Annotated in this window: 18 protein-coding genes and 1 pseudogene; 4 read left to right on the top strand and 15 right to left on the bottom strand. The window is 74.9% G+C overall.

Annotated elements, in window-relative coordinates; translation table 11 throughout:
* Positions 1 to 418 precede the first annotated feature (418 nt).
* From ald to ACFVSN_RS08985, 4 genes are all read right to left on the bottom strand, one after another.
* Positions 419 to 1,534 (bottom strand): alanine dehydrogenase, encoded by a 1,116-nt coding sequence (ald, locus tag ACFVSN_RS09000; protein ID WP_380446357.1) that lies wholly within the window; start codon positions 1,532 to 1,534, stop codon positions 419 to 421.
* 262 nt (positions 1,535 to 1,796) lie between these two features.
* Positions 1,797 to 4,007: a tetratricopeptide repeat protein gene (locus ACFVSN_RS08995; RefSeq protein WP_387954223.1), complete on the bottom strand. Its 2,211-nt coding sequence runs from the start codon at positions 4,005 to 4,007 to the stop codon at positions 1,797 to 1,799.
* A gap of 197 nt (positions 4,008 to 4,204) precedes the next feature.
* Positions 4,205 to 4,852, bottom strand: coding sequence for an NUDIX domain-containing protein (locus tag ACFVSN_RS08990; protein ID WP_380446355.1), 648 nt, complete (start codon positions 4,850 to 4,852; stop codon positions 4,205 to 4,207).
* Between the two features lie 106 nt (positions 4,853 to 4,958).
* Positions 4,959 to 6,638 (bottom strand): CTP synthase, encoded by a 1,680-nt coding sequence (locus tag ACFVSN_RS08985; protein WP_380446354.1) that lies wholly within the window; start codon positions 6,636 to 6,638, stop codon positions 4,959 to 4,961.
* Between the two features lie 727 nt (positions 6,639 to 7,365).
* Between ACFVSN_RS08985 and ACFVSN_RS08980 the strand changes: the two genes are divergently transcribed.
* Positions 7,366 to 9,363: a glycoside hydrolase family 15 protein gene (locus tag ACFVSN_RS08980; protein ID WP_387954221.1), complete on the top strand. Its 1,998-nt coding sequence runs from the start codon at positions 7,366 to 7,368 to the stop codon at positions 9,361 to 9,363.
* A gap of 4 nt (positions 9,364 to 9,367) precedes the next feature.
* On the opposite strand, the gene ACFVSN_RS08975 is transcribed toward ACFVSN_RS08980, so the two are convergent.
* From ACFVSN_RS08975 to ACFVSN_RS08965, 3 genes are all read right to left on the bottom strand, one after another.
* A complete protein-coding gene (locus ACFVSN_RS08975; protein WP_380446352.1) occupies positions 9,368 to 10,546 on the bottom strand; it encodes a glycosyltransferase family 4 protein in 1,179 nt (392 codons plus the stop codon).
* 176 nt (positions 10,547 to 10,722) lie between these two features.
* Positions 10,723 to 12,456, bottom strand: a complete 1,734-nt coding sequence (gene recN / locus ACFVSN_RS08970) for a DNA repair protein RecN (RefSeq protein WP_380446364.1) — start codon at positions 12,454 to 12,456, stop codon at positions 10,723 to 10,725.
* Positions 12,457 to 12,544: 88 nt separating this feature from the next.
* Positions 12,545 to 13,165: a YitT family protein gene (locus ACFVSN_RS08965; RefSeq protein WP_380446363.1), complete on the bottom strand. Its 621-nt coding sequence runs from the start codon at positions 13,163 to 13,165 to the stop codon at positions 12,545 to 12,547.
* A 196-nt stretch (positions 13,166 to 13,361) separates the two neighbouring features.
* Between ACFVSN_RS08965 and ACFVSN_RS08960 the strand changes: the two genes are divergently transcribed.
* The gene (locus ACFVSN_RS08960) at positions 13,362 to 14,873 is read left to right on the top strand and encodes a PLP-dependent aminotransferase family protein (protein ID WP_380509152.1); all 1,512 of its coding nucleotides are present in this window, start codon (positions 13,362 to 13,364) and stop codon (positions 14,871 to 14,873) included.
* 36 nt (positions 14,874 to 14,909) lie between these two features.
* Here ACFVSN_RS08960 and ACFVSN_RS08955 read toward each other — a convergent pair whose 3' ends face one another.
* From ACFVSN_RS08955 to ACFVSN_RS08940, 4 genes are all read right to left on the bottom strand, one after another.
* Entirely contained in the window at positions 14,910 to 15,818 is a 909-nt protein-coding gene (locus ACFVSN_RS08955; RefSeq protein ID WP_359965441.1) for an NAD kinase, read from the bottom strand.
* Positions 15,819 to 15,921: 103 nt separating this feature from the next.
* Positions 15,922 to 16,728 carry a TlyA family RNA methyltransferase gene (locus ACFVSN_RS08950; protein ID WP_380446362.1) on the bottom strand — a complete coding sequence of 269 codons (807 nt, stop codon included), beginning with the start codon at positions 16,726 to 16,728 and terminating at the stop codon, positions 15,922 to 15,924.
* Between the two features lie 67 nt (positions 16,729 to 16,795).
* Positions 16,796 to 17,005 carry a hypothetical protein gene (locus tag ACFVSN_RS08945; protein WP_380509149.1) on the bottom strand — a complete coding sequence of 70 codons (210 nt, stop codon included), beginning with the start codon at positions 17,003 to 17,005 and terminating at the stop codon, positions 16,796 to 16,798.
* Entirely contained in the window at positions 16,998 to 17,861 is an 864-nt protein-coding gene (locus tag ACFVSN_RS08940) for a hypothetical protein (protein WP_387602431.1), read from the bottom strand. The genes ACFVSN_RS08945 and ACFVSN_RS08940 overlap by 8 nt, the downstream gene beginning before the upstream one ends.
* Before the next feature lie 174 nt (positions 17,862 to 18,035).
* On the opposite strand from ACFVSN_RS08940, the gene ACFVSN_RS08935 reads away from it, so the two are divergent.
* A complete protein-coding gene (locus ACFVSN_RS08935; protein ID WP_380499197.1) occupies positions 18,036 to 18,383 on the top strand; it encodes an SCP2 sterol-binding domain-containing protein in 348 nt (115 codons plus the stop codon).
* 52 nt (positions 18,384 to 18,435) lie between these two features.
* Here the strand turns inward: ACFVSN_RS08935 and ACFVSN_RS08930 are convergent, their stop codons facing one another.
* Entirely contained in the window at positions 18,436 to 19,476 is a 1,041-nt protein-coding gene (locus ACFVSN_RS08930; protein WP_380446347.1) for an HAD-IIA family hydrolase, read from the bottom strand.
* A gap of 119 nt (positions 19,477 to 19,595) precedes the next feature.
* A complete protein-coding gene (locus ACFVSN_RS08925; protein ID WP_380446346.1) occupies positions 19,596 to 20,198 on the bottom strand; it encodes a tetratricopeptide repeat protein in 603 nt (200 codons plus the stop codon).
* A 103-nt stretch (positions 20,199 to 20,301) separates the two neighbouring features.
* Here ACFVSN_RS08925 and ACFVSN_RS08920 point away from each other — a divergent pair, with 103 nt between their 5' ends.
* Positions 20,302 to 21,672, top strand: a complete 1,371-nt coding sequence (locus ACFVSN_RS08920; protein ID WP_387602427.1) for a DUF1015 family protein — start codon at positions 20,302 to 20,304, stop codon at positions 21,670 to 21,672.
* An 84-nt stretch (positions 21,673 to 21,756) separates the two neighbouring features.
* Here the strand turns inward: ACFVSN_RS08920 and ACFVSN_RS08915 are convergent, their stop codons facing one another.
* Together ACFVSN_RS08915 and ACFVSN_RS08910 are read right to left on the bottom strand one after the other, a co-directional pair.
* Positions 21,757 to 22,668 (bottom strand): tetratricopeptide repeat protein, encoded by a 912-nt coding sequence (locus ACFVSN_RS08915; protein ID WP_387954673.1) that lies wholly within the window; start codon positions 22,666 to 22,668, stop codon positions 21,757 to 21,759.
* Positions 22,560 to 23,121 (bottom strand): annotated as a pseudogene (locus ACFVSN_RS08910) (hypothetical protein); the annotation flags it as partial. The gene ACFVSN_RS08915 and the pseudogene ACFVSN_RS08910, both read right to left, overlap by 109 nt.

Below are 23,121 nucleotides of genomic sequence, written 5' to 3'. Positions count from 1 at the left end.
CCGGGCTCCTCACTCGGCTGGCCGGCGGTGCGTTCCGCCAGTCCTGGCTGACCACCCCCGGGAGCAAATGTCGACTCATTCACAAGTCGTCTTACCTCCTTGGGCATCCAGGACTCTATGTCGATTCGTCAGCGTGGCAGCAGCCGACGGTTTGCGACTCTAGGCCGTTCAAGGCGTTCGCAGCAACACAATCCACGGTAGTGGGCCTCATGTGTCGACTATCGGGCGGGCCGCTGTCAAGGGATGAGTGGCCTGTTGACCCTAACGTTTCTGCGCCGGGGTGCGGTGGGGTGACACGACCGACGAAAATTGACGACAGAGCGACCCGCCCGCGCCACCGGCCGTTCACGCGCACGGCGAAGCCCCCGACCCGAGGGGAGAGGGTCGGGGGCGAACGACCGCCGTGCGGTCAGGGTGTTCAGGCGAGCACGCTCTCCAGGGACACCGACTCCAGGCCGAAGGCCTCGGCGACGGCCGGGAAGGTGATCTGGCCCTCGTGCACGTTCAGGCCCTTGGCGAGCGCCGGGTCACGGCGCAGCGCCTCCTTCCACCCGCGGTTGGCCAGCTCGACGACGTACGGAAGCGTCGCGTTGGTCAGCGCGTAGGTGGAGGTGTTCGGGACGGCGCCCGGCATGTTGGCCACGCAGTAGAAGACCGAGTCGTGGACCTGGAAGGTCGGCTCGGCGTGCGTGGTGGGACGCGAGTCCTCGAAGCAGCCGCCCTGGTCGATGGCGATGTCGACGAGCACGGAGCCCGGCTTCATGCGGGAGACCAGCTCGTTGGTGACGAGCTTCGGGGCCTTGGCGCCCGGGATCAGCACGGCGCCGATGACCAGGTCGGCCTCGATGACGGCCTTCTCCAGCTCGAAGGTGTTGGAGACGATGGCCTTGATCTTCGTGCCGAAGATGCGGTCGGCCTCGCGCAGCTTGTTGATGTCGCGGTCGAGCAGGGTCACCTCGTAGCCCATGCCGATGGCGATGGTGGCCGCGTGCCAGCCGGAGACGCCACCGCCGATGACGACGGCCTTGGCCGGGTGGGTGCCGGGCACGCCACCGGGCAGCACGCCGCGGCCGCCGGCCGGGCGCATCAGGTGGTAGGAGCCGACCTGCGGGGCCAGCCGGCCCGCGACCTCGGACATCGGGGCGAGCAGCGGCAGGGCGCCGTTGCCGAGCTGCACGGTCTCGTACGCGATCGCGGTGGTGCCGGACGCGACGAGCGCGTCGGTGCCGGCGCGGTCGGCCGCCAGGTGCAGGTACGTGAAGAGGGTCTGGCCCTTGCGGAGGCGGTGGTACTCCGAGGCGATGGGCTCCTTGACCTTCAGCAGCAGGTCGGCGGTGGCCCACACCTCGTCGGCGGTGGGGAGGATGGTGGCGCCGGCGGCCACGTACTCCTCGTTGGGGATCGAGGAGCCGACACCGGCGTTGTCCTCGATGTAGACCTCGTGTCCGTTGCGGACCAGCTCATGCACGCCGGCGGGCGTGATGGCCACGCGGTACTCGTGGTTCTTGACCTCGCGGGGGATGCCGACCTTCACGGCTAAACACGTCCTCTTGCCATGGGGGTCCCTACCGGAGAAGACCGGCGGGCGCCGCGCACAGGGGGAAGCCTCCGGGGGCAGCCCGGGGCATGGATCGCTGCGCGACTGAGTTCGAGTGTAATGAAGCCCAGTCGGCGTGTCAGCCTTCCAAAGTGACTAATTTTGCCGGACACATTGGCAGGTTCGTAGGCTTCCACCGCGATCTTCCCATCAAAGATGCCCGAACCAGACATCTAAGACAATACCCCTGAACCGCCCCTCACCACCCGGCGTAGAGGCGTTCGCGCAGGTCCGCGAGGCTGGCCCCGACGGCCTCCCGGCCCCGTTCGTCGCCGAGCCTGCGCAGCACCGCCAGGGCGGCGCGGTACTCGCGCTCGGCCTCCTCGAAACGGCGCTGGGCGGTGTGCGCCTCGGCCACCCGGGCGAGCAGCCGGGCCTCCGCCGCCTGCTCCCCCATCGACTGCCGCAGCCCGAGCGCCCGCCCGTACCAGTCGGCGGCGCGGACGGCGTCCCCGAGCGCCCGGTGGCACCCGGCCGCGCCCTCCAGCGCCCGCGCGCAGAGCGGCTGGTCGCCGACGCTGCGGGCGTGCTCCAGGGCGGCCCGGTAGTGCGTCCCGGCGAGCTCCCAGCGCCCGGCGGCGGCCTGCAGGTCGCCCAGGTTGAGCAGCGCGGCCGAGGCGCGCCGGGGCCGGCCGTTGCGCTCGGCGACGGTCAGCACCAGCTCGTGCAGCCGGTGCAGGTCGGCGGGCGCGGCGCCGCCGGTGAGCGGCAGCGCCCGCAGCAGCGCGGTGACCAGCCGCCCGGCCGAGCCGTCGAGGTCGCCCTGGCCGATCGCGTCGCCGACGGCGGTGAGCAGGAGGTCCCGCTCGCCGAGCAGCCACTCCCGGGCGTGCGCGGCCGAGCGCAGCCGCAGCGCGGCGGGCAGCGGGTCCGGTGCGGGGCCGGCGGCCGGGTCGAGCAGCGCCCGGGCCGACTCGGTGAGCCGGACCATCCGCTCCAGCAGCCGGGCCCGGGCGAGCTCGGTCTCGGCGGGCCGGTCCTCGTGCTCGCGCAGCCGGACGAGCCGCGGGTAGAGCCGCGCGGGCACCCGGTAGCGCGGCGTGCCGTCGGGGGCCGGCGGCTCCTCGGCGAGCAGTTCCCGCCCGGCGAGCGCGGCCAGCGTCGCGGCGGCGTCCGGTGCCGGGCAGCCGACCAGGGCGGAGGCGGTGCGGGGGTCGGCCGTCTGGGCGGGGGCCAGGGTGAGGGTGCGCAGCATCCGCGCCTGGGCGGCCGGCAGCGTGCGGTACACCAGGGTGAACGCGCCGACCAGCGGGTCGTTGTCGGGGACGGGCACCGGCTCGGCGGGCTCCGGGGCGGGCTTGACCCAGGCCGCCGGGTCCGTGGCCGGTTCGGCGGGCGGCTCCGGCGCCGCGGCGGCGCCGGTCCCGGCCCCCTTGGCGTCCTTGAGGCTGTTGGTCCCCTTGCCCGCCCTGGCTCCCTTGGCGGTCTTCGCGCCCTTCGGGGCCGCCGCCTTCTCCTCCTTCTTCCCCTCGTTCACGACACTCTTCGCGGCGCTCTGCGCGGCGCTCTTCACGGCGCCGTTCACGACGCTCTGCGCGGCCCCCTTCGCCACGTCGTTCGGAGCGTCCTTCCCGGCGTCCTTCGCGCCGTCCCTCGCCGTCTTGTGCCGGTCCGCCGCCGGCCGGGCCGCCTCCTCGCCCAGGACGCCCGCGAGCTCGCGCGCCGCGTCCGTGACGGCCGTCTTCGGGTTGCCGCGCAGCCACCCGGCCATCAGCCGCAGCGCGGCCGGCCGGGCGGCGCAGGCCTCGGCGAGGTCGGCGCCGCCGACCGGGTCGCAGGAGAGCCGGGTGCCGCCGACCAGGTCGGCGAGCAGCTCGCCGGAGGCCTGCCGGTCGAGCCCGCCGAGGATGACGGGGTCGATGTCCTCGATGCCGGTGAGCGGCCCGGCGGTGGTGGCGAGCACCAGGCAACCGGGCTCGTCGGCGAGCAGCGGCCACAGCTGCCCGGCGTCCCGGACGTCGTCGAGCAGCAGCAGGACCCGGCGGCCGGTCAGGGCCTCGCGCAGCGCGACGCAGGCCGGTTCGTCGCGCCCGTCCTCGGCCGCGCCGGGCAGCGGCACGTCCGCGGCCGGGTCGAGCTGCTCCAGCAGCAGGCGGGCGGCGCGGGCGGGCGGCACCCGGGCGCCGTCGGGCGCGGACAGGCGGGTGAAGAGCACGCCGTCGGGGTAGTCCGCGGCGACGGTGCGGGCGAAGCGCACGGCGAGCGCGGTACGGCCCGAGCCGGGGCGCCCGGCAAGCACGAGCACCGGGCTGCGGCCGGCGGCCGGGCGGGCCGCGGCGGCCCGCAGCGCGGCCAGTTCGGCGCGCCGCCCGGCGAACACCGTGGGGCCCGTCGGCAGCCGCTCCACACCGGGCACGGACCCGGCGGGCACTCCGGGGCCGGCGTCCATCGTCACCGTCTTCCTCGCCACCCGTGCCCACTCCCGACGTCGTCCGGTGCTCAGCGCGCGCGGCCCGGGACGGACCGCCTGTCTGCGAAGCGTAGTTGCGCCGTCCGGCCCGGCCGAGGTGACATCCGGTCGTACGAACCGGCAAATCACCCCGCCGGATCAACGGGAGCGCCGGGAACGCCCCGAGCGGGCCCCGAGAGAGCCCCGGGAGGGCCGGCTCAGGCCTCGAAGGGCCGGGCCGGCCAGGGCGCCTCCGGCGGGCGCAGCGCGTCCAGCCCGCCGGGAGTCGTCAGCGCGGCGTGCACCGCGAGCGTGCCGGTGACCAGCGTCGGGTTGTGCAGCCGCCCGGCCTGGATCAGCCGGATCAGCTCGGGCACCGGCACCCGGGCCGTCTCGATCTCCTGCTCCTCGCCCTCGGCCGCGTAGCGCTCGCCCTCGGCGTCGGACAGGTCGGTCGCGAGGAACATCCGCAGCGCCTCGTCGGTGCCGCCCGGGGAGGTGTAGTAGTCGGCGAGCACCCGCCAGGTGCCGGCCTCGACGTGCGCCTCCTCGTACAGCTCCCGCTTGGCCGCGTGCCACGGGTTCTCGCCGGGCACGTCGAGCAGGCCGGCCGGCAGCTCCCAGAGCCGCTGGCGGACGGGGTGGCGGTACTGGCGCAGGATGAGCACCCGCTCCTTGTCGTCCAGGGCGAGCACCGACACCGAGCCGGGGTGAGTCTGGTAGTCGCGGCGGGCCCAGCTGCCGTCGGGCATCCGGACCTCCTCGCTGCGCACGCCGGTGACCCGGCCCTGGAACGGCGTACGGCCCTCGCGGACCTCCCACTCCTCGGCCGCGTCGGCGATCACCCGGTCGCTGCTGTCGTCCATCGCTCTCCCCTTTTCGTCAGTACGACACAATCTAACGCCGAACGGCGGCCCCGCGGGAATCGCGGGACCGCCGTCGGGTGAACGACCGGGGCCGAGGAGGGTGTGACTACTCGGACGCCGCGGTCTTGATCACGATGGCCGCCTTGACCAGGCCCGCGAACAGCGGGTGCGGGCGGGTCGGACGGGACTTCAGCTCCGGGTGGGCCTGGGTGGCCACCAGGTACGGGTGCACCTCGCGCGGGTACTCCACGTACTCGACCAGGTCGCCCTTGGGCGAGAGGCCGGAGAACTGCAGGCCGGTCTTCTCCAGGTCCGCGCGGTAGGCGTTGTTGACCTCGTAGCGGTGGCGGTGGCGCTCCTCGACGTACTGCTCGCCGCCGTAGACCTCACGGACGATCGAGCCCTCGGCGAGCTTGGCCGGGTAGAGGCCGAGGCGCATGGTGCCGCCCAGGTCGCCCTTGCCGTCGACGATCGCCAGCTGCTCGGCCATGGTGGAGACCACCGGGTGCTTGGCGGCGGCGTCGAACTCGGTGGAGTTGGCCTCCGGCAGGCCGGCCAGGTTGCGGGCCGCCTCGATGACCACGCACTGCAGGCCCAGGCACAGGCCCAGCAGCGGGACCTTGTTCTCGCGGGCGAAGGTGATGGCGCCGACCTTGCCGTTGACGCCGCGGTCGCCGAAGCCGCCGGGGATGCAGATCGCGTCCACGTCGCCGAGCTGCTCGCGGGCGCCCTCGGGCGTCTCGCAGTCGTCGGACGTGACCCACTTGATCTCGACCCGGGCGTTGTTGGCGAAGCCGCCGGCGCGCAGCGCCTCGGTCACCGACAGGTAGGCGTCCGGCAGGTCGATGTACTTGCCGACCAGGGCGACCTTGACGATGTGCTGCGGCTCGTGGACGCGGCGCAGCAGGTCGTCCCAGGTGGTCCAGTCCACGTCGCGGAACGGCAGGTCGAGCCGGCGCACCACGTAGGCGTCCAGGCCCTCGCCGTGCAGGACCTTGGGGATGTCGTAGATCGACTTGGCGTCGATGGCCGCGACCACGGCCTCCTCGTCCACGTCGCACATCAGCGAGATCTTGCGCTTGATGGCCTGCGGGACCTCGCGGTCGGCGCGCAGCACGATCGCGTCGGGCTGGATGCCGATGTTGCGCAGCGCGGCGACGGAGTGCTGGGTGGGCTTGGTCTTGAGCTCGCCCGAGGGGCCGATGTAGGGCAGCAGGGAGACGTGCACGAAGAACACGTTGTCCCGGCCGACCTCGTGGCGGACCTGGCGGACGGCCTCCAGGAACGGCAGCGACTCGATGTCGCCGACGGTGCCGCCGACCTCGGTGATCACGACGTCGACGTCCTCGGTCGCCATGCGGCGGATCCGGGACTTGATCTCGTTGGTGATGTGCGGGATGACCTGCACCGTGTCGCCCAGGTACTCGCCGCGCCGCTCCTTGGCGATCACGGTGGAGTAGACCTGGCCGGTGGTCACGTTGGCCGAGCCGTGCAGGTTGGTGTCCAGGAACCGCTCGTAGTGGCCGATGTCCAGGTCGGTCTCGGCGCCGTCGTCGGTGACGAAGACCTCACCGTGCTGGAACGGGTTCATGGTGCCCGGGTCCACGTTGAGGTACGGGTCGAGCTTCTGCATCGTGACGCGCAGTCCGCGGGCCTTGAGCAGGGCGCCGAGGCTGGAGGCGGTGAGCCCCTTGCCGAGCGAAGAGGCGACACCCCCGGTGACGAAGAGGTGCTTGGTCGTCACGGCGCGGCCGTTCGCTGCCTTGCCGGAATGGGGCTGTGCCAAGAGGGGGCTCCCGTGGGTCGCGTGTCGAAAGTGACGTGGGTGGGGGCTCACCGGCTCGCCGGGCGACGAGGGGGTGCGGTGTGAGGCACGGCACCCGAAGGGTCGTCGGTTCGGCTGGTCCGGGGCGTTTGATCCCACCGGTCCACGGGATACCAGGGTATCAGTGACCCGACCCGGACGCCTTCCCGGCCGCTCGCACCGCCGACACGGCGCACGCGGGGCGCACCACCGGCGCACCGTACGGCGCATCCGTCACACCGGTCGCACCACCGCCGGACCGGGCCACGACGGCACTCCCCGACCGGGCCATGCCACCCCCTCCTGGCGGACCACGCGGAACTGATCCGTCCGGACCATCCTTCACGCCGCCTCCGCGATGCACGGCATTTCCCCCGAATTGTGGCGCCACACGGGGCTGCGTCCGCGTGCTTCGCCCCTTTCGTCCGTCGTAAGCTGCACGGACGCATCGCCGACAGCACGAGCACGCGGAGGGCGTGGGAGGGTCAGGACGCTCCCGGTCCCCGATGCGCGACCGGACCTCTCCGTAATCCAGCTCCTCCCCCACCCACCCCGGGGGCTCCACCGAGCCCCGCGCGGACACTCCGGCAAGGCCCGCCACCACCCACCGGCGGTCCGGACGTCCCGGGGTGGGCCTCCGGCCCCGCAGACCGCTCGCTCCCCTCGGATCGCCGATGCGTCGTGACCACATTGCGAACTGGAGATCCACGTGGCCGGCCGTATCGAGGACTACGCACTCATCGGGGACATGCAGACCGCCGCCCTGGTCAGCAGGGACGGGGCGGTCGACTGGCTGTGCCTGCCCCGCTTCGACTCGCCGGCCGTGTTCGCCGGCCTGCTGGGCACCGATGAACACGGCTTCTGGCGGATCGGCCCGGCCGAAGCCGTCGCGAGCGAGGTCCCCGCCCCCACGGCCGTCCCGGCCCCGGTCACCGGCCGGGTCCGCTTCGCCGACACGGCCGACCTGCGGGTCCCCCCGCCGACCGCCGCCGCTCCCGCCGTGCCCGCCGACCGCCGCCGCTACCGGGGCGACTCGCTGATCCTGGAGCAGGAGTGGGACTCCCAGGGCGGCACCGTCCGGGTGATCGACTTCATGCCGCCGCGCCCGCTGGCCGGCAAGGACGCCGTCCCCCAGGTGATCCGGATCGTCGAGGGCGTGGCCGGCACCGTCCGGATGCGCTCGGCGGTGCGGATGCGCTTCTCCTACGGCCGCATCGTGCCCTGGGTGCACCGGGTCGAGCAGGCCGACGGCGGCCACCGCACCGTCGCCGTCGCCGGGCCCGACTCGGTCTGGCTGGACGGCGAGGCCGACACCTACGGCCGCAACCTCACGACCTACGCCGACTTCACCGTCACCGCCGGCGAGCGGATCGCCTTCGCCCTCACCTGGCAGGCCTCCCACCTGGACGCCCCGAAGGCCCCGGACGCCGAGGCGATGCTCGACGCCACCGCCGACTTCTGGCACGAGTGGGCCGAGCAGTGCACCTACCAGGGCCCCTACCGCGAGGCCGTGATCCGCTCGCTGATCACCCTCAAGGGCCTCACCTACGCCCCCACCGGCGGCATCGTCGCCGCCCCCACCACCTCCCTGCCCGAGGACATCGGCGGCGAGCGCAACTGGGACTACCGCTACACCTGGCTGCGCGACGCCGCGATCACCCTCTCCTCGCTTCTGCGCACCGGCTACCGCGACGAGGCCCGCGCCTGGCGCGAGTGGCTGCTGCGCGCGGTCGCCGGCGACCCGGAGAACCTGCAGATCATGTACGGCATCGCGGGCGAGCGCGAGCTCACCGAGTCCTCGCTGGACTGGCTGCCCGGCTACGAGAACTCCCAGCCCGTGCGGATCGGCAACGGCGCCGCCGGCCAGCTCCAGCTCGACGTCTACGGCGAGGTCGTCGAGGCCCTGCACCTGGCCCACATGACCGGCCTGGTCCGCAACGACCACGCCCACCACCTCCAGCTGCGCCTGATCGGGTACCTGGAGGACCACTGGCAGAACCCGGACGAGGGCATCTGGGAGGTCCGCGGCCCGCGCCGGCACTTCGTCCACTCCAAGGTGATGGCCTGGGTCGCCGTCGACCGCACCATCAAGCTGCTGGAGCAGACCCCCGAGGACGCCCCCGGCGACGACCAGCTGGAGCGCTGGCGCGAGCTGCGCGACACCATCCACCGGGACGTCTGCGAGAAGGGCTACGACCCCGAGCGCAACACCTTCACCCAGTACTACGGCGGCCGGGAACTGGACGCCTCGCTGCTGCTCATCCCCCAGGTCGGCTTCCTCCCGCCGGACGACAAGCGCGTCATCGGCACCATCGAGGCCATCCAGCGCGAACTGTCCACCGAGGACGGCTTCGTGCTCCGCTACCCCACCCACGACGAGAGCGGCAGCAACGTCGACGGCCTCTCCGGCCACGAGGGGGCCTTCCTCGCCTGCTCGTTCTGGCTGGCCGACGACCTCGCCATGATCGGCCGGGTCCAGGAGGCCCGCGAGCTGTTCGACAGGCTGCTCGGGCTGCGCAACGACCTCGGCCTGCTCGCCGAGGAGTGGGACCCGCGCGAGAAGCGCCAGGTCGGCAACTTCCCGCAGGCCTTCAGCCACGTCCCGCTGATCGACACCGCGCTGCGCCTGACCGCCTGCGGCGGCGCCTACCTGTCGGCCCAGCCCGACGGCCACGCCGGCGAGCGGGTGGAGCAGGCGACCGTCTGACCCCCTAGGCGCGCTGGACCAGCTCGTCGTAGGTGCTCAGCACCTGGGCGACGGTGGCGGCCTCGTCCGGCCAGGTCTCGGCCTGCTGGCGGCCGGCCGCCACCAGCCGCTCCCGGCGCCGCGGGTCGGCCAGCAGCTCGCGCACGGCCCGGCCGACCGCGGCCGGGTCGCCTGCGGGCACCAGCACGGCCGCGTCGCCGACCAGTTCGGGGATCCCGCCGACGGCGGTGGCGACCACCGGCACGCCGGCCCGCATCGCCTCCTGGACGACCAGCGAGCGGGCCTCCCAGCGGCTGGAGACGACCACGACGTCGGCGGCCGACAGCAGGTCGGGCACGTCGGTGCGGTAGCCGAGCAGCCGCACCGGCAGCTTCTCCGCGGCGACCCGCTCGCGCAGCGCGCCCGCCTCCGGGCCGTCCCCGGCGAGCAGCAGCAGCGGCTGCGGGTCCAGCGCGGACAGTTCGCGGGTGGCGTCCAGCAGGAGCCCGAAGGCCTTCTGCGGGACGAGCCGGCCGACCGCCAGCACCAGCGGCCGGTCCGGGCCCCCGCCGAGCAGCGCGGCCCGCGCCGAGGCCCGGTCGAGCCGTCCCTCGGGCATCGGCGGGGCGGCCACCGGGCCGAGCCGGGCGTCGGTGGCGCCCAGCTCGCGGGCCCGGGCGACGAGGTCGGAGGAGGCCCCGAGGACGAGGTCGGCGGCGCGCGCCACCCGGCGCTCCATGAGCCGCTGGAGGCGGCGCTCCATGCCGGTGGCCAGCAGCGCGTGGTGCGAGGTGACCACCAGCGGCGTCTCCGGGCGCAGGCCCGGGAAGCGGCCGGCGGTGCGCAGCGCGAGGTCGGAGAGCAGCCCGGCGCGCAGGCCGTGGGCGTGCACCACGTCGGCGCCGGTGAAGGCGCGGCGCAGCTCGCCGATGGCGGTGGCGTCGCTGCGGGCGCCCGCGGTGGGGGTGATGTCGACGGTGTGGAACCGGGCGCCGGTGCGGGAGAAGCCGAACAGCGCGTCCGTGCCGGCCGGGGCGCAGACCGTGACGCCGACCCCGTGCGCGACCAGGCCCTGGGCGAGGGAGCGGACATGGGCACCGATCCCGCCGGTGCTGGCGGCCAGGACGAGCACCACGTGCAGCTGGCCCGGCTCGGGGGCGGCCGGGGTGACCCGGGCGGCGGAATGGTCCACGTCGTCTCGCATCCGACTCGATCAGGTTCGCGCGCCCCGCTGCGGGGGTTGCCCGCCGGCGGCGCTCGGGACTGGAAAGCCAGTGTCCAGCCGCCACCATGCCAGGTCGGCGGCCCTCTTGGACAGTCGGCGCCACCGGGGGCGCGTCGTCGTGCCGCGAGGGCCGCCGGACCCGGCGAAGGGGCCGGCTAGCGCCGGCGCGGGGCCCGGGCGGCGGCCAGCAACTCCTCGGCGTGGGCGCGGCCCAGCTCGGAGTCCTCCAGGCCGGCCAGCATCCGGGAGAGCTCCCGCACCCGCTCCTCGTCGTTGAGCACCTTGACGCCGCTGCGCGTCACGGTGCCGTCGTTGGTCTTCTCCACGACGAGGTGCCGGTCCGCGAACGCGGCGACCTGCGGGAGGTGGGTGACGACCACGACCTGGGCGGACTCGGCCAGCTTGGCGAGCCGGCGGCCGATCTCGACCGCGGCCTTGCCGCCGACACCCGCGTCCACCTCGTCGAACAGGTAGGTGGGGACGGGGTCGGCGCCGGCGAAGACCACCTCGACGGCGAGCATCACCCGGGACAGCTCACCGCCGGAGGCGCCCTTGGCGATCGGGCGGGGCTGGGCGCCGGGGTGCGGGGCGAGCAGCACCTCGACCTCGTCCACGCCGTGCGGGCCGTAGGCGACGGTGCGGCCGTCGACCTCGATCCCGGCGAGGTCGTCGACCAGGGAGATCGCGAAGGTCACCCGGGCGTGCGGCATGGCCAGTTCGGCGAGTTCGGCGGAGACGGCCTCGGCGAAGCGCCCGGCGGCGGCGTGCCGGGCGGCCGACACCTCGGCCGCGAGTTCGGCCAGCTCGGCGCGCAGCTCGGTCTCCCGGGCGCCGAGCTCGTCGATCCGGTCGTCGTCGCCGTCGAGTTCGGCGAGCCGGGCGGACCCGGCCTCGGCCCACGCGAGCACCTCGGCGAGGGTGTTCTCCGCACCGCCGTACTTGCGCAGCAGCTGGGCCAGCGCGGCCCGGCGCTCCTCGACGGCGGCCAGGCGCACCGGGTCGGCGTCCAGGTCGTCCGCGTAGCCGGCCAGGTCGCCGGCCACGTCGGCGAGCAGGTAGCCGACCTCGTTGAGGCGGTCGGCCAGGGCGGCCAGCCGCTCGTCGTGGTGGCGGACGGCGTCCAGGGCGCGGCGGGACTGCGCGAGCAGGGTGCCGGCGTCCAGCGCCTCCGGGTCGGCCGGGTCACCGGCCAGGGCGGCGTGGGCGAGGGTCGCGGCGGAGGACAGCGCGTCGGCGTGGCCGAGGCGCTCGGCCTCGGCGGACAGCTCGACGTCCTCGCCGGCCACCGGCTCGGCGGCGGCGATCTCGTCCAGCCCGAAGCGCAGCAGGTCGGCCTCCTGGGCGCGCTCGCGGGCCCGGGTGGTCAGCTCCTCCAGGGTCGCCGAGACCTCGCGCAGCGCCCGGTAGGTCTCCCGGTAGCGCGCCAGCGGCTCGGCGACCGTCTCGCCCGCGTACCGGTCGAGCGCGCCGCGCTGGCGGGCCGGGCGCAGCAGCCGCTGCTGGTCGGTCTGGCCGTGCACCGCGATCAGGTCCTCGCCGAGTTCGGCGAGCAGCCCGACCGGCACGGACCGGCCGCCGACGTGCGCCCGCGAGCGCCCCTCGGCCGAGACGGTGCGGCTGATCAGCAGGGCGCCGTCGTCCAGTTCGGCCCCGGCCTCGATCGCGCGGGCCGCCGCCGGGGAGCCGGCGGGCAGTTCGAGCCGGCCCTCGACGACGGCGCGTCCGGTGCCGTTGCGCACCAGCCCCGGGTCGGCCCGGCCGCCCAGCAGCAGGCCGAGGCTGGTCACCACCATGGTCTTGCCCGCGCCGGTCTCACCGGTCACGGCGGTGAAGCCGGGCGCCAGTTCGACCACCGCGTCGTCGATGACGCCAAGATCCCGTATCCGCATCTCGTCCAACACGGAGACGACCTTACGAGGTTCCACCCCCGGCGCGCGACGAGCGGCAACGGCGCGCGGCAACTCCGTGCCCGGAAGTTCATCCCTTCCGGGAGGTTTGCCCCGGGCCGGGCGCGGTGCACCAGGGCAGGAAGAACTGCACCAGCGGGCCGATGGCCAGCGCGTACACGACGGTGCCGACCCCGGCGGTGCCGCCGAGGAGGATCCCGGCGGCGAGCACGGTCAGTTCGATGCCGGTGCGGATGAGCCGCAGCGAGCGGCCGGTGCGCCGGTGCAGGCCGGTCATCAGGCCGTCGCGCGGGCCCGGGCCGAGGCGGGCGCCGATGTAGAGGCCGCTGGCCAGGCCGTTGAGCAGGACCGCGGCGGTCATCAGGGCGATCCGGGCGGGCAGCGCACCGACCCCGCCGACGACGGTGAGGGTGAGGTCCATGGCGGCGCCGATCACCAGCACGTTGGCGACGGTGCCGAGGCCCGGCCGCTGGCGCAGCGGGATCCACAGCAGGAGGACGAGCGCGCCGCAGATCGTCACCCAGGCGCCGACGGTCAGGCCGAGGGCGCGCTGGAGGCCCTGGTGCAGGACGTCCCAGGGGTCGAGGCCAAGGCCGGAGCGGAGCATCAGCGCCATGCTCGCGCCGTACAGCGCGAGGCCGCCGAAGAGCTGCGGGAGGCGGCGGCCGAGCGCATGGGTGTCGCCGAGCACGCGGACGGCGAGCGGGGCCCGCCCGGACGGGACGGCGGTCGGGGTCGCGGTGGTGGCCAATGGTGCTCCTGCGGTGGTGCCGCACCCCGGGGGGGGACGGCCCCGGTGGTGGCGGCCTCGACGGCCGCCCTGTCATGATGAGCGGGCCAAACTGGCCCACTCCAGGGCCAATCCCGAGCAAGTGGACTGATCACCCATGGCCGACTGGCACACCACCGTCACTCCCCCGGCGCTCGCCCGGCTCCTCTCCACCGCCCGACTGCCCGCCCCGGCCACCGCCCGCCGGCCCGCCTACCGCACCCTGGCCGGCCAGATCCGGCTGCTGGTCACCGAGGGCCGCCTGCCGGTCGGCGCCCGCCTGCCCGCCGAACGCGAACTCGCCACCGCCCTGGAGCTCAGCCGCACCACCGTCGCCACCGCCTACGAGGCGCTGCGCACCGACGGCTACCTGCGCAGCCGCCGCGGTTCCGGCAGCTGGACCACCCTGCCCGAGGGCGCCCCGCCGCCCAGCGACGCCCTGCACCCCGTCCCGCCGGACGAGCAGAACCGCACCCTGGACCTCGGCGTCGCCGCCCTGCCCGCCCCGCAGCCCTTCCTCGGCGAGGCCGCCGCCCGCGCCGTCGAGCAGCTGCCCCGCTACGCCGCCGGGCACGGCCACTACCCCACCGGCGTCCCGGTGCTCCGCGAGGCCGTCGCCCGCCGCTTCACCGAGCGCGGCCTGCCGACCACCCCCGACCAGATCCTGATCACCACCGGCGCGATGGGCGGCCTCCACCTGCTCCAGCGGGTGCTGATCGGCCGCGGCGACCGCGTCGCCGTCGAGGCGCCCACCTACGCCCACACCCTCCAGGCCCTGCGGCTCGCCGAGGCGCGGCTGGTGCCCGTCCCGTACGCGTGGCCGGACGGGCCGCTGCGCGGGCCGCGCTGGGACCTCGCCGAGTGGCGCCGGGTGCTGCACGGCGCCGCGCCCCGGCTCGCCTACGTCCTGCCGGACTTCCACAACCCGACCGGCGCGCTGATCCCCGAGGACCAGCGCCGCGAGCTGCTCGCCGCCGCCCGCACGGCCGGCACGGTCGTCCTGGTCGACGAGACCACCGCCGAACTCGGCTGGGGCGTGCCGCCCGACGCGCCGGTGCCGCGCCCGATGGCCGCGCTGGACCGCACCGCCCAGGTGGTCACCGTCGGGTCGGCGGGCAAACTGCTCTGGGGCGGCCTGCGGATCGGCTGGGTGCGGGCCGCGCCCGCGCTGGTGCGCCGGCTGGCCTCCGAGCGGGTCTACAGCGACGTCGGCACCCCGGTGCTGGACCAGCTGATCGCCGCCGACCTGATGGGCGAGACCCTCCCCGCCGTCCGCGCCCACCAGCTCGACCGGCTGCGGGCCACCGCCGACGCGTTCGGCGCCGCGCTGCCGCGCCACCTGCCCGGCTGGAGCTACGCGCCGCCGCCCGGCGGCCTCTCGCTCTGGGTCTCCACCGACGGCCTGTCCGGCGCCGCGCTCGCGCTCGCCGGGGAGCGCGGCGGGGTGCGGATCGCCTCCGGCAACCGGTTCGGTGCGGACGGCGCGTTCGAGCACCACGTCCGGATCCCGCTCACCGTGCCGGCGCCCGCCGTGCCCGCCGCCGTCGAACGGCTCGCCGCCGTCGCCGCGCAGGCGGGCAGCGGCGGCCGGTTCGGCACGGCGGACGACAGCCAGCCGCTGGCCGTGTGACGCCGCCCCGGTTCTCCGGATCCCCGGATCCCCGGATCAGCAGGGCGTGTTCGAGCGCCCGCGCCAACCCGTCACCGGCAGCGCGAACTTGGCCACCAGCCGGTCGGTGAACGGCGCCCGGTGCAGCCGCGCCAGCCGCACCGGCGTCTGCCCCCGGCGCACCTCCACCCGCGCGCCGGCGGGCAGTTCGACCGAGCGCCGCCCGTCGCACCACAGCACGCCGTGCGGGGTCTTCGGCTGCACCTCGACCGCCAGCACCGAGTCCGGCGAGGTCACCAGCGGGCGCGCGAACAGCGCGTGCGCCGAGATCGGCACCATCAGCAGTGCCTCCACCTCCGGCCACACCACCGGCCCGCCGCCCGAGAAGGCGTACGCCGTCGAACCCGTCGGCGTCGCGCAGACCACCCCGTCGCAGCCGAAGTTGGAGACCGGACGGCCGTCCACCTCGGTCACCACCTCCAGCATCCGCTCCCGGGACGCCTTCTCGATCGAAGCCTCGTTCAACGCCCAGTCCTGGTGCACCACGTCGCCGTTGGTGCGGACGATGACGTCGATCGTCATCCGCTCCTCGACCTCGTAGTCGGCCTTCACCACGCGCTCGACCACGACCGCGAGGTCGTCCCGCTCGGCCTCCGCGAGGAAGCCGACCCGGCCCAGGTTGATCCCGAGCATCGGCAGCCCGTGCTCGCGCGCCAGCTCCGCCCCGCGCAGCAGCGTGCCGTCGCCGCCCGCGACCAGGATCAGCTCGCAGCCGTCCGCCGCACCCGGCCCGCCGGCGACCTTCTCGACCCCGTCCGGCAGGTCCAGGCCCACCGCCTCGGCCGCCAGCAGCCTGATCCGGACGCCCGCCTTCAGCAGCCCGTGCACCAGGCCCTCGACGCTGCGCAGCGCCGCCTCCCGGCCGGTGTGCGCGATCAGGAAGACCGTACGTTCTTCATCGCTCATGCCGCTGCCCTCTCCCTCACGCCTGCCGGGTCGCCCTCGGCCCGGTGCGGTCGCGTCACCCAGCAATCACACAGCATGACGGACCCGACGTCCCCCGAGCACCCTATCGGGGGCCCTCCGCGACGGCCCGGTCCGCCTCCGCCGGGTCCAGTCGCGGGGCGTCCCGGCGCATCCACAGGAAGTACTCGACGTTCCCGGACGGCCCCGGCAGCGGGCTCGCGGTGACCGCCCGCACGCCCAGCCCCAGCTCCCACGCCTGCGCCGCGACCTGGCGAACCATCTCGGCGCGCAGCTGCGGGCTGCGCACCACGCCGCCGCTGCCCAGGCGTTCCTTGCCGATCTCGAACTGCGGTTTGACCATCAGCACGAGGTCCGCGTCCGCGGCCGCGCACCCGGCCAGGGCCGGCAGCACCAGGCCCAGCGAGATGAACGACAGGTCGCCGACCACCAGGTCGACCGGGGTGCCGCCGATCATCTCCAGGGTCAGCTCGCGGACGTTGGTGCGGTCCATCACCGTCACCCGCTCGTCGCTCTGCAGCGACCACGCGAGCTGCCCGTAGCCGACGTCCACCGCCAGCACGCCGGCCGCGCCGGCCCGCAGCAGCACGTCGGTGAACCCGCCGGTGGACGCGCCCGCGTCCAGCGCCCGGCGGCCCTCGACCACCAGGCCCTGCGGCACGAACGCCGCGAACGCCCCGGCCAGCTTGTGGCCGCCGCGCGACACGTAGTCGGGGTCGTTGTCGTCCTTGGCCACGACGACCGCCGCCGAGGTCTCCACCTGGGTGGCCGGCTTGGTCGCGGTGGTACCGCCGACGGTCACCCGGCCCGCCGCGATCAGCTCGGACGCGTGCTCGCGCGACCGGGCCAGCTTGCGGCGGACCAGCTCCGCGTCGAGACGGCGTCGTGCCACTGCCACTGGTGTTTCAGCTCCTACGGGTCGTGCGGGTCGGTGGTGCGGGTCGTACGGGTGGTGCGGGTCAGTCCCCGTCGAGCGCGGCCAGCGCGTCGGCGAAGCGCCGGTGAACATCTTCGTACACCGCGACGTGCGCCTCGGCGGGCACCCCGTCCAACGCCTCCAGCCGGGCCAGCCCGGCGTCCACGGCGGGGTGGCCGGTCGGGGCCAGGTCGACGCCGAGCGGCTCGGGGGCGGCACCGGGGACGGGGGCCGGGGCGGGGGCGTCAGGCATCGGGCTTCTTCGTGCTGGTGGCCTTGCGGACGGTGGTCTTCTTCGTCGCGGTGCGCTTGGCGGGCGCGTCGGCGGCGGCCGTCTTCTTGGCTGCGGTGTTCTTGGCAGCGGTGTTCTTCGCGGTGGCGGTCTTCTTCACGGCCGTCTTCTTCACCGCCGTGGTCTTGGCCATCGTGGTCTTGGCCGCCGAGGCCTGCGCGGCCGTCTTCTTCGCGGCCGTCTTCTTCGCGGCGGGCTTGGCGGCCGCCTTCGTGGCGGGCTCGGACGCGGACTCCTCGGCGGGAGCCTTCCGCACCGGCGGCTTCCTGGCCGCCGAATGCGCCGGCGCCACCGGCGGATCGACCTCCACCGGCTCGTCCACCTCCACCCGCTCCGCCGCTATCGGCTCGCCCACCGCACGGGCCGGCGGCTCGTGCCGCTGCTCCCAGCCGCGGCCGAACAGGCCGTCCGCACGCGGCGCCGGCACGGGCTCCTCGTCCTGCGCCTCCGCCGCGGGCCGCGCCGCCGGGACGGCGTCCTCCTCGACCTCGCGCAGCTTGCTCTCCAGGTACGCCAGCACCACGCCGACCTTCGTCACCTGGTCGCCGACCCTCTCGAAGGCCTTCTCCACCTCGCCGCGCGCCACCCCGACGGCCAGGTCCACCCCGGCCCGCCCGGCGGTGACCGCCTCCTCCGCGAGGGTCTGCAACTGCTTGGCCGACGGCGGGAACTGCCCGCCCAGCCGGCGCTCGACCTCGGCGACGTCGACCCCGGTCCGTTCCAGGATCGTGGCCGCCGTCCCGACGACCCGCTTGCCGACCTCCTCCACCACCACGGCCGCGGCCTCCACCACTCCCCGCACCGTCCTCGGCAGCATCCGGGTGCCTCCTTAGCGCCTGCGCGCATCGCTCCGTCGCCGTCGGCCCCCGGCCGGTACCGGGCGCCCCACTGACGACGCTACCGCCAAAACCCGCCTGCGGTACCGTGGCCCCGCGCCGGCCGCCGCCGTCGGCCACCGGAACCCGGGACGCCCAGGGAGGGACCCACCGCCATGGCCAACGCCGAGGAGTGCCGCGAGGCACTGGAACAGCTCAGCCGGAACATGGCGAAGTCCACCGGCGACGTCCGCAAGGCCGCCGCCCTCGACCGCTCCCTCTCCTGCCGGATCACCGACCTCGACCTGACCTTCACCGGCCGCCTGCGCGACGGCCGGATCCAGGACGTCGTCCCGGTGCCCGGCACTCCCGCCGAGAAGGCGGAGATCCGGCTCACCATGGCCAGCGACGACCTGGTCGCCCTCGTCGGCGGCGGGCTCAACTTCGCCTCCGCGTGGGCGAGCGGCCGGATCAGGCTGGAGGCGGGCTTCCGCGACCTCCTGCGGCTGCGCACCCTGCTCTGACCGGGCCGCCGCCCGAAGACCCCGCCCGAAGGCCCCGAAGCCGCCTGGAAGGTCAGAAGCCCAGCTCGGCGAGCGCCTTCCGCCCGTCGGCCGGCTCGCCGTCCGCGTCCAGCGCCGCCCAGGAGGCCGCGCACAGCGCCCGCAGGCCGTCCCAGCGGTCCGCCCCGGCGCCGTCCAGCCGCAGCACGCCCTCCTCGGCGCGCGCGATCCAGCCCCGGCAGGCGAAGCCGCCCTCGGCCGCCTCCACCGCCGGGTGCGGCTCCAGCAGGCCGCGCAGGTCCGCCGCGAGGTACGTCGGACGGTGCTCGACCGGGGCCGTGAGCAGCTGTGCCGCCGTCGTCACCCCGGTGAAGACCAGCAGGCTGTCCACCCCGCCGTTGAACGCGCCCTCGATGTCGGTGTCCAGCCGGTCGCCCACGACCAGCGGCCGCTCGGCCCCCGTCCGCAGCACCGTCTCGCGGTGCATCGGCGGCAGCGGCTTGCCCGCGACCTCGGGCTCCACCCCGGTCGCCGCGCGCACCGCCGCCACCAGCGTCCCGTTGCCGGGCGCGATGCCCCGGGCCGTCGGCACCGTCAGGTCGGTGTTGGACGCCACCCACGGCAGCCCGCGCTGCACCGCGTACGAGGCCTCCGCCAGCTGCGCCCAGCCGACCGACGGGTCGTAGCCCTGGACCACCGCGAGCGGCTCCTCGTCGAGCGTCCGGACCGCCACCAGACCGCGCTCGGCCAGCGCCTCCTCCAGCCCGAGACCACCCACGACCAGCACCTTCGACCCGGCCGGCACCTTCTCGGCGACCAGTCGGGCGGCGGCCTGCGCCGAGTTGATCACGTCGGCGGGCTCGGCCGGCACGCCCAGCTCGGTCAGGTGCCCGGCCACCACCCGGGGCGGCCGGGAGGCGTTGTTCGTCACGTACGCGAGGCGCATCCCGGCCGCGCGCGCGGCGTCCAGCGCGTCCACGGCGTGCTCGATCGCGTGCGGTCCGGCGTACACCACGCCGTCGAGGTCCAGCAGGGCCGTGTCGTACGCCTCGGTGAGCGGGCGCTCGCTGCTCCCGGGGGCGGTCCGTCGCACGGGGGTGGCCGTCTCGGTCATGCCTGCTCTACCTCATTCACTGCGTCGTCGTTCTGCGTCGTCGTTCACTGCGTCGTCGTTCACTGCGTCGTCGTTCACTGCGTCCGGTGCGTCGTTCACCGCGGTGACGGGCCCGCCGGTCACGCGTCATCGTCGACGCCGGCCGCGCTCCCGTCGGCAGCGCCGCCGGACCCGCCCGCCGGGGGCTCCAGGTACCCGGGCGCCCCGGGCAGCAGCGGGCCGAACGCCCCGGCGCGGGCCGCCAGGGTGGCCCGGGTCTGCCGCAGCGCCGCCCGGTAGTGCTCGGCCTCCGGCCGCATCGCCACGGCCAGCGCCAGGTGCTCGGCGGACGTCTCGAAGTCGCCCAGCCGGGCCGCCGCGACGCCCCACCCGAACTGAGCGTAGTCGTCGGAGGGATCCGCCAGCGCAACGGCCTGGAAGTTCTCCAGCGCCGCCGCGTACGAACCCGCGTCGAACTGCGCCCGCGCCAGCGACTCCCGGATGCTCCGCGAGTGCGGCTCGGCCGCCGCCGCCCGGGCCAGCAGCTGCTCGGCCGCCGCCGGGTGCCCCTGGGCCAGCAGCTTCCCGCCCCGGCGGAACCACTCGTACACGTCCCCGGCGGGCTCGCCCGGCCGCTGCGCCGGGACGCCGCCCGCCCCGGCGGCGCCGCCACCGGTGGCGCCGTCCCCACCACCAGGCTGGACCGGAGCGCCGTCGTCCACCTGGTTCCACCCGTCGTTCATGCCGTACCTCGCCCTCGTTCGCCCCTCGGTCGCCCACCCGTCCCACCGACCGGCACAGGTGTTCCGATCTCTCAACAACGCGTACCCGGTTACGATGCCCAGAATGAGCACCTCCAGTGCAGAAGACGGAGCCGAGACTCCGCAGGGCGGCCCCGGCGATCCCGGGCACGTCGCCACCGCAGGTCTGTCCCTGTCCCCGTTCCGGGGCCTGCGCTACGTCCCCGACCGGGTCGGCACGCTGGCCGCGGTCACCTCACCCCCGTACGACGTCGTCGACCCCGGCCGCCGGCTCGACCTGGAGACCGCCGACCCGCACAACGTGGTCCGGCTGATCCTGCCGCGCCCCGAGCCCGAGGACAGCGGCGACCGCCCCGACCGCGACACCCGCTACCGGCACGCCGCCCGGCTGCTGAGCGACTGGCAGCGCGAGGGCGTCCTCGCCGCCGACCCCGAGCCCGCGCTCTACGTCTACGAGCAGCGCGTGCCCGCCACCGCCGACTCCCCCGAGCTGCTGCAGCGCGGCCTGATCGGCGCCCTCGCGGTCAGCGGCCGCGAGGGCGGCGTGGTCCTCCCGCACGAGGACGTGATGCCGCGGCCCGTCGCCGACCGGGTCGGCCTCATGCGCACCACCCGCGCCAACCTCGAACCGCTCCTGCTCACCTACCGGGGCAAGGGCGGCGCGGCCGACGTCATCGAGCGCACCGTCCGCGACGAACCGCTGCTCACCACCGCCACCAGCGACGGCACCCACCACCGCCTCTGGGCCGTCACCGCACCCGACGACATCACCGAGATCGGCCGCGACCTCGCCCGCTGCCGGGCCCTGATCGCCGACGGCCACCACCGCTGGGAGATGTACCTGCGCCTCCAGCGCGAGCACCGCCACCTGCCCCGCAGCCCGTGGGACCGCGGCATGGTGCTCCTCGTGGACACCGCCCGCTACCCGCTGCGCGTCCGGGCCATCCACCGGGTGCTCTACCGGCTGCCGGTCGCCGAGGCCCTGGAGCGGCTGGGCGACCAGTGGCAGGTCAAGGAGATCCCGGGCCCGCTCGCCTCCGCCCTCCAGGCGCTCGCCGAGCAGAAACGACACGGCGGCAACGGCTTCGTCCTGACCGGCGGCGACGGCGTCTTCTGGCTCGTCGGCGAGCCCGAGGAGGCCCTCCTCGACGCGACCGTGCCGCGCGACCGCCCCGAGGAGTGGCGCCACCTCGACGCGACCGTCCTGCACGCCACCCTGCTCGACCACACCTGGCACGTCCCCGACGGCCCCGACGACATCGGCTACCTGCACACCGCCGTCGCCGCCGAACGGGAGGCGGCCCGCACCGGCGGCACCGCCGTCCTGCTGCACCCGGTGCGCGAGAGCGTCGTGCGGCGGCTCGCCGAACAGGGCGTCACGATGCCGCGCAAGTCCACGTCCTTCGGGCCGAAGCCGGCCACCGGACTGGTGCTGCGCAACCTCGAACTGGGCTGACGCGCCCGGGCCCTGACGCAGTGAGGCCCTGCCGCGCCCCGGAATCTCCCGGGGTGCGGCAGGGCCTCACTCGTCGGTCGCGCGTCAGCTCTTGGCGTCGGCCTCGGCCGCGTCGGCCGCGATCTTCTCCTCGGCCTCGGCGTCCTTAGAACGCTCGGGCACCACGCCGTCGAACTCCTCGTCGATCTCGAGGTCGTCCTCGTCGTAGTACTCCTCGACGTCCTCCTCGTCCTCGTAGATCACGCGGTCGTCGGACACGTCGCCGCCGCGCTTCTTCGCCGGGGCCTCGGCCTCCTCGGCCTCGTCCTCCAGCTCGGGGTCGAGCGCGTCCACGAACTCGACGCCGTCGATCTCGGCCAGCCGCTCGGCGGCGTTGGTCGAACCGTCGGTGTCGGCCTCGACGGCCTTCACGAACCACTCACGGGCCTCGTCCGCCCGGCCAGCCGCGATCAGGGCCTCGGCGTAGGCGTACCGCAGGCGCGCGGTCCACGGGTGCACGGCGCTGGAGGCCAGCTCCGGGCTCTGCAGCGTCACCACGGCGGCGTCGAACTGCTCCATGTCGGAGCGCGCACCGGCCGCGACCAGGCGCATCTCGACCTGGCCGGCCTTGTCCAGCTGCTTCACCTCGGGCTCGCCGGCCATCGCCAGCGCCCGCTCCGGACGGCCCAGACCGCGCTCGCAGTCGGCCATGACCGGCCACAGGTCCACGCGACCGGTCATCCGGCGGGCGGCGCGGAACTCGGTCAGCGCCTCGGAGTAACGCTGGGTCATGTACGAGGCGAAGCCGGCCGCCTCGCGGACGGCCGCGACGCGCGAGGCCAGCCGGAGCGCGACGCGCGAGTACTGGTACGCCTCCTCCGGCTCGCTGTCGAGCAGGCGGGCGACCATCACCAGGTTGCGGGCGACGTCGTCGGCGAGCGTCTTGGGCAGGCTCTTGAGCTCCTGGCGCACGTCCGCGTCGATCTCGAAACCGGTGACGTCCTCCGGGATCGGCAGACGCTTGACGGGCTCGTAGTTGCCACGGCGGTCGTCGTAGTCGCGGCCGCCACGGTCGTCGCGGCGGTCGTCACGACGGCCCTCGAAACGGCCGCCACGGTCGTCGCGACGGAAACCGCCGCCACCCTGGCGGTCGTCACGGCGGAAGCCGCCACCGGAGGGACGGTCATCGCGACGGAAGCCACCGCGGTCATCGCGGTCACGGTTGAAACCGCCACCGGAGGGACGGTCGCCGCGGTCGTCACGGCGGAAGCCACCGCCGGCCGGACGGTCATCGCGACGGAAACCGCCGCCCTGACGGTCGTCGCGGTCACGGTTGAAGCCACCCGACGGGCGGTCGTCACGACGGAAGCCACCACCGGCCGGACGGTCATCGCGACGGAAGCCGCCGCGGTCGTCACGGTCACGGTTGAAACCGCCACCGGAGGGACGGTCGCCGCGGTCGTCACGACG

Source organism: Kitasatospora sp. NPDC057904 (assembly GCF_042887925.1).
Lineage (GTDB): Bacteria > Actinomycetota > Actinomycetes > Streptomycetales > Streptomycetaceae > Kitasatospora.
Note: the sequence above shows the minus strand (reverse complement) of the source record. Positions and strands in the feature narration are given on the sequence as shown.

Coding starts and splice junctions, on each gene's coding strand:
- ACFVSN_RS08960 (WP_380509152.1), top strand. CDS start 13,362: ATGGCCGACTGGCACACCACCGTCACTCCCCCGGCGCTCGCCCGGCTC.
- ACFVSN_RS08925 (WP_380446346.1), bottom strand. CDS start 20,198: ATGAACGACGGGTGGAACCAGGTGGACGACGGCGCTCCGGTCCAGCCT.
- ACFVSN_RS08920 (WP_387602427.1), top strand. CDS start 20,302: ATGAGCACCTCCAGTGCAGAAGACGGAGCCGAGACTCCGCAGGGCGGC.
- ACFVSN_RS08940 (WP_387602431.1), bottom strand. CDS start 17,861: ATGCTGCCGAGGACGGTGCGGGGAGTGGTGGAGGCCGCGGCCGTGGTG.
- ACFVSN_RS08935 (WP_380499197.1), top strand. CDS start 18,036: ATGGCCAACGCCGAGGAGTGCCGCGAGGCACTGGAACAGCTCAGCCGG.
- ACFVSN_RS08990 (WP_380446355.1), bottom strand. CDS start 4,852: ATGGACGACAGCAGCGACCGGGTGATCGCCGACGCGGCCGAGGAGTGG.
- ACFVSN_RS08930 (WP_380446347.1), bottom strand. CDS start 19,476: ATGACCGAGACGGCCACCCCCGTGCGACGGACCGCCCCCGGGAGCAGC.
- recN (WP_380446364.1), bottom strand. CDS start 12,456: ATGCGGATACGGGATCTTGGCGTCATCGACGACGCGGTGGTCGAACTG.
- ACFVSN_RS08955 (WP_359965441.1), bottom strand. CDS start 15,818: ATGAGCGATGAAGAACGTACGGTCTTCCTGATCGCGCACACCGGCCGG.
- ACFVSN_RS08975 (WP_380446352.1), bottom strand. CDS start 10,546: ATGCGAGACGACGTGGACCATTCCGCCGCCCGGGTCACCCCGGCCGCC.
- ACFVSN_RS08945 (WP_380509149.1), bottom strand. CDS start 17,005: ATGCCTGACGCCCCCGCCCCGGCCCCCGTCCCCGGTGCCGCCCCCGAG.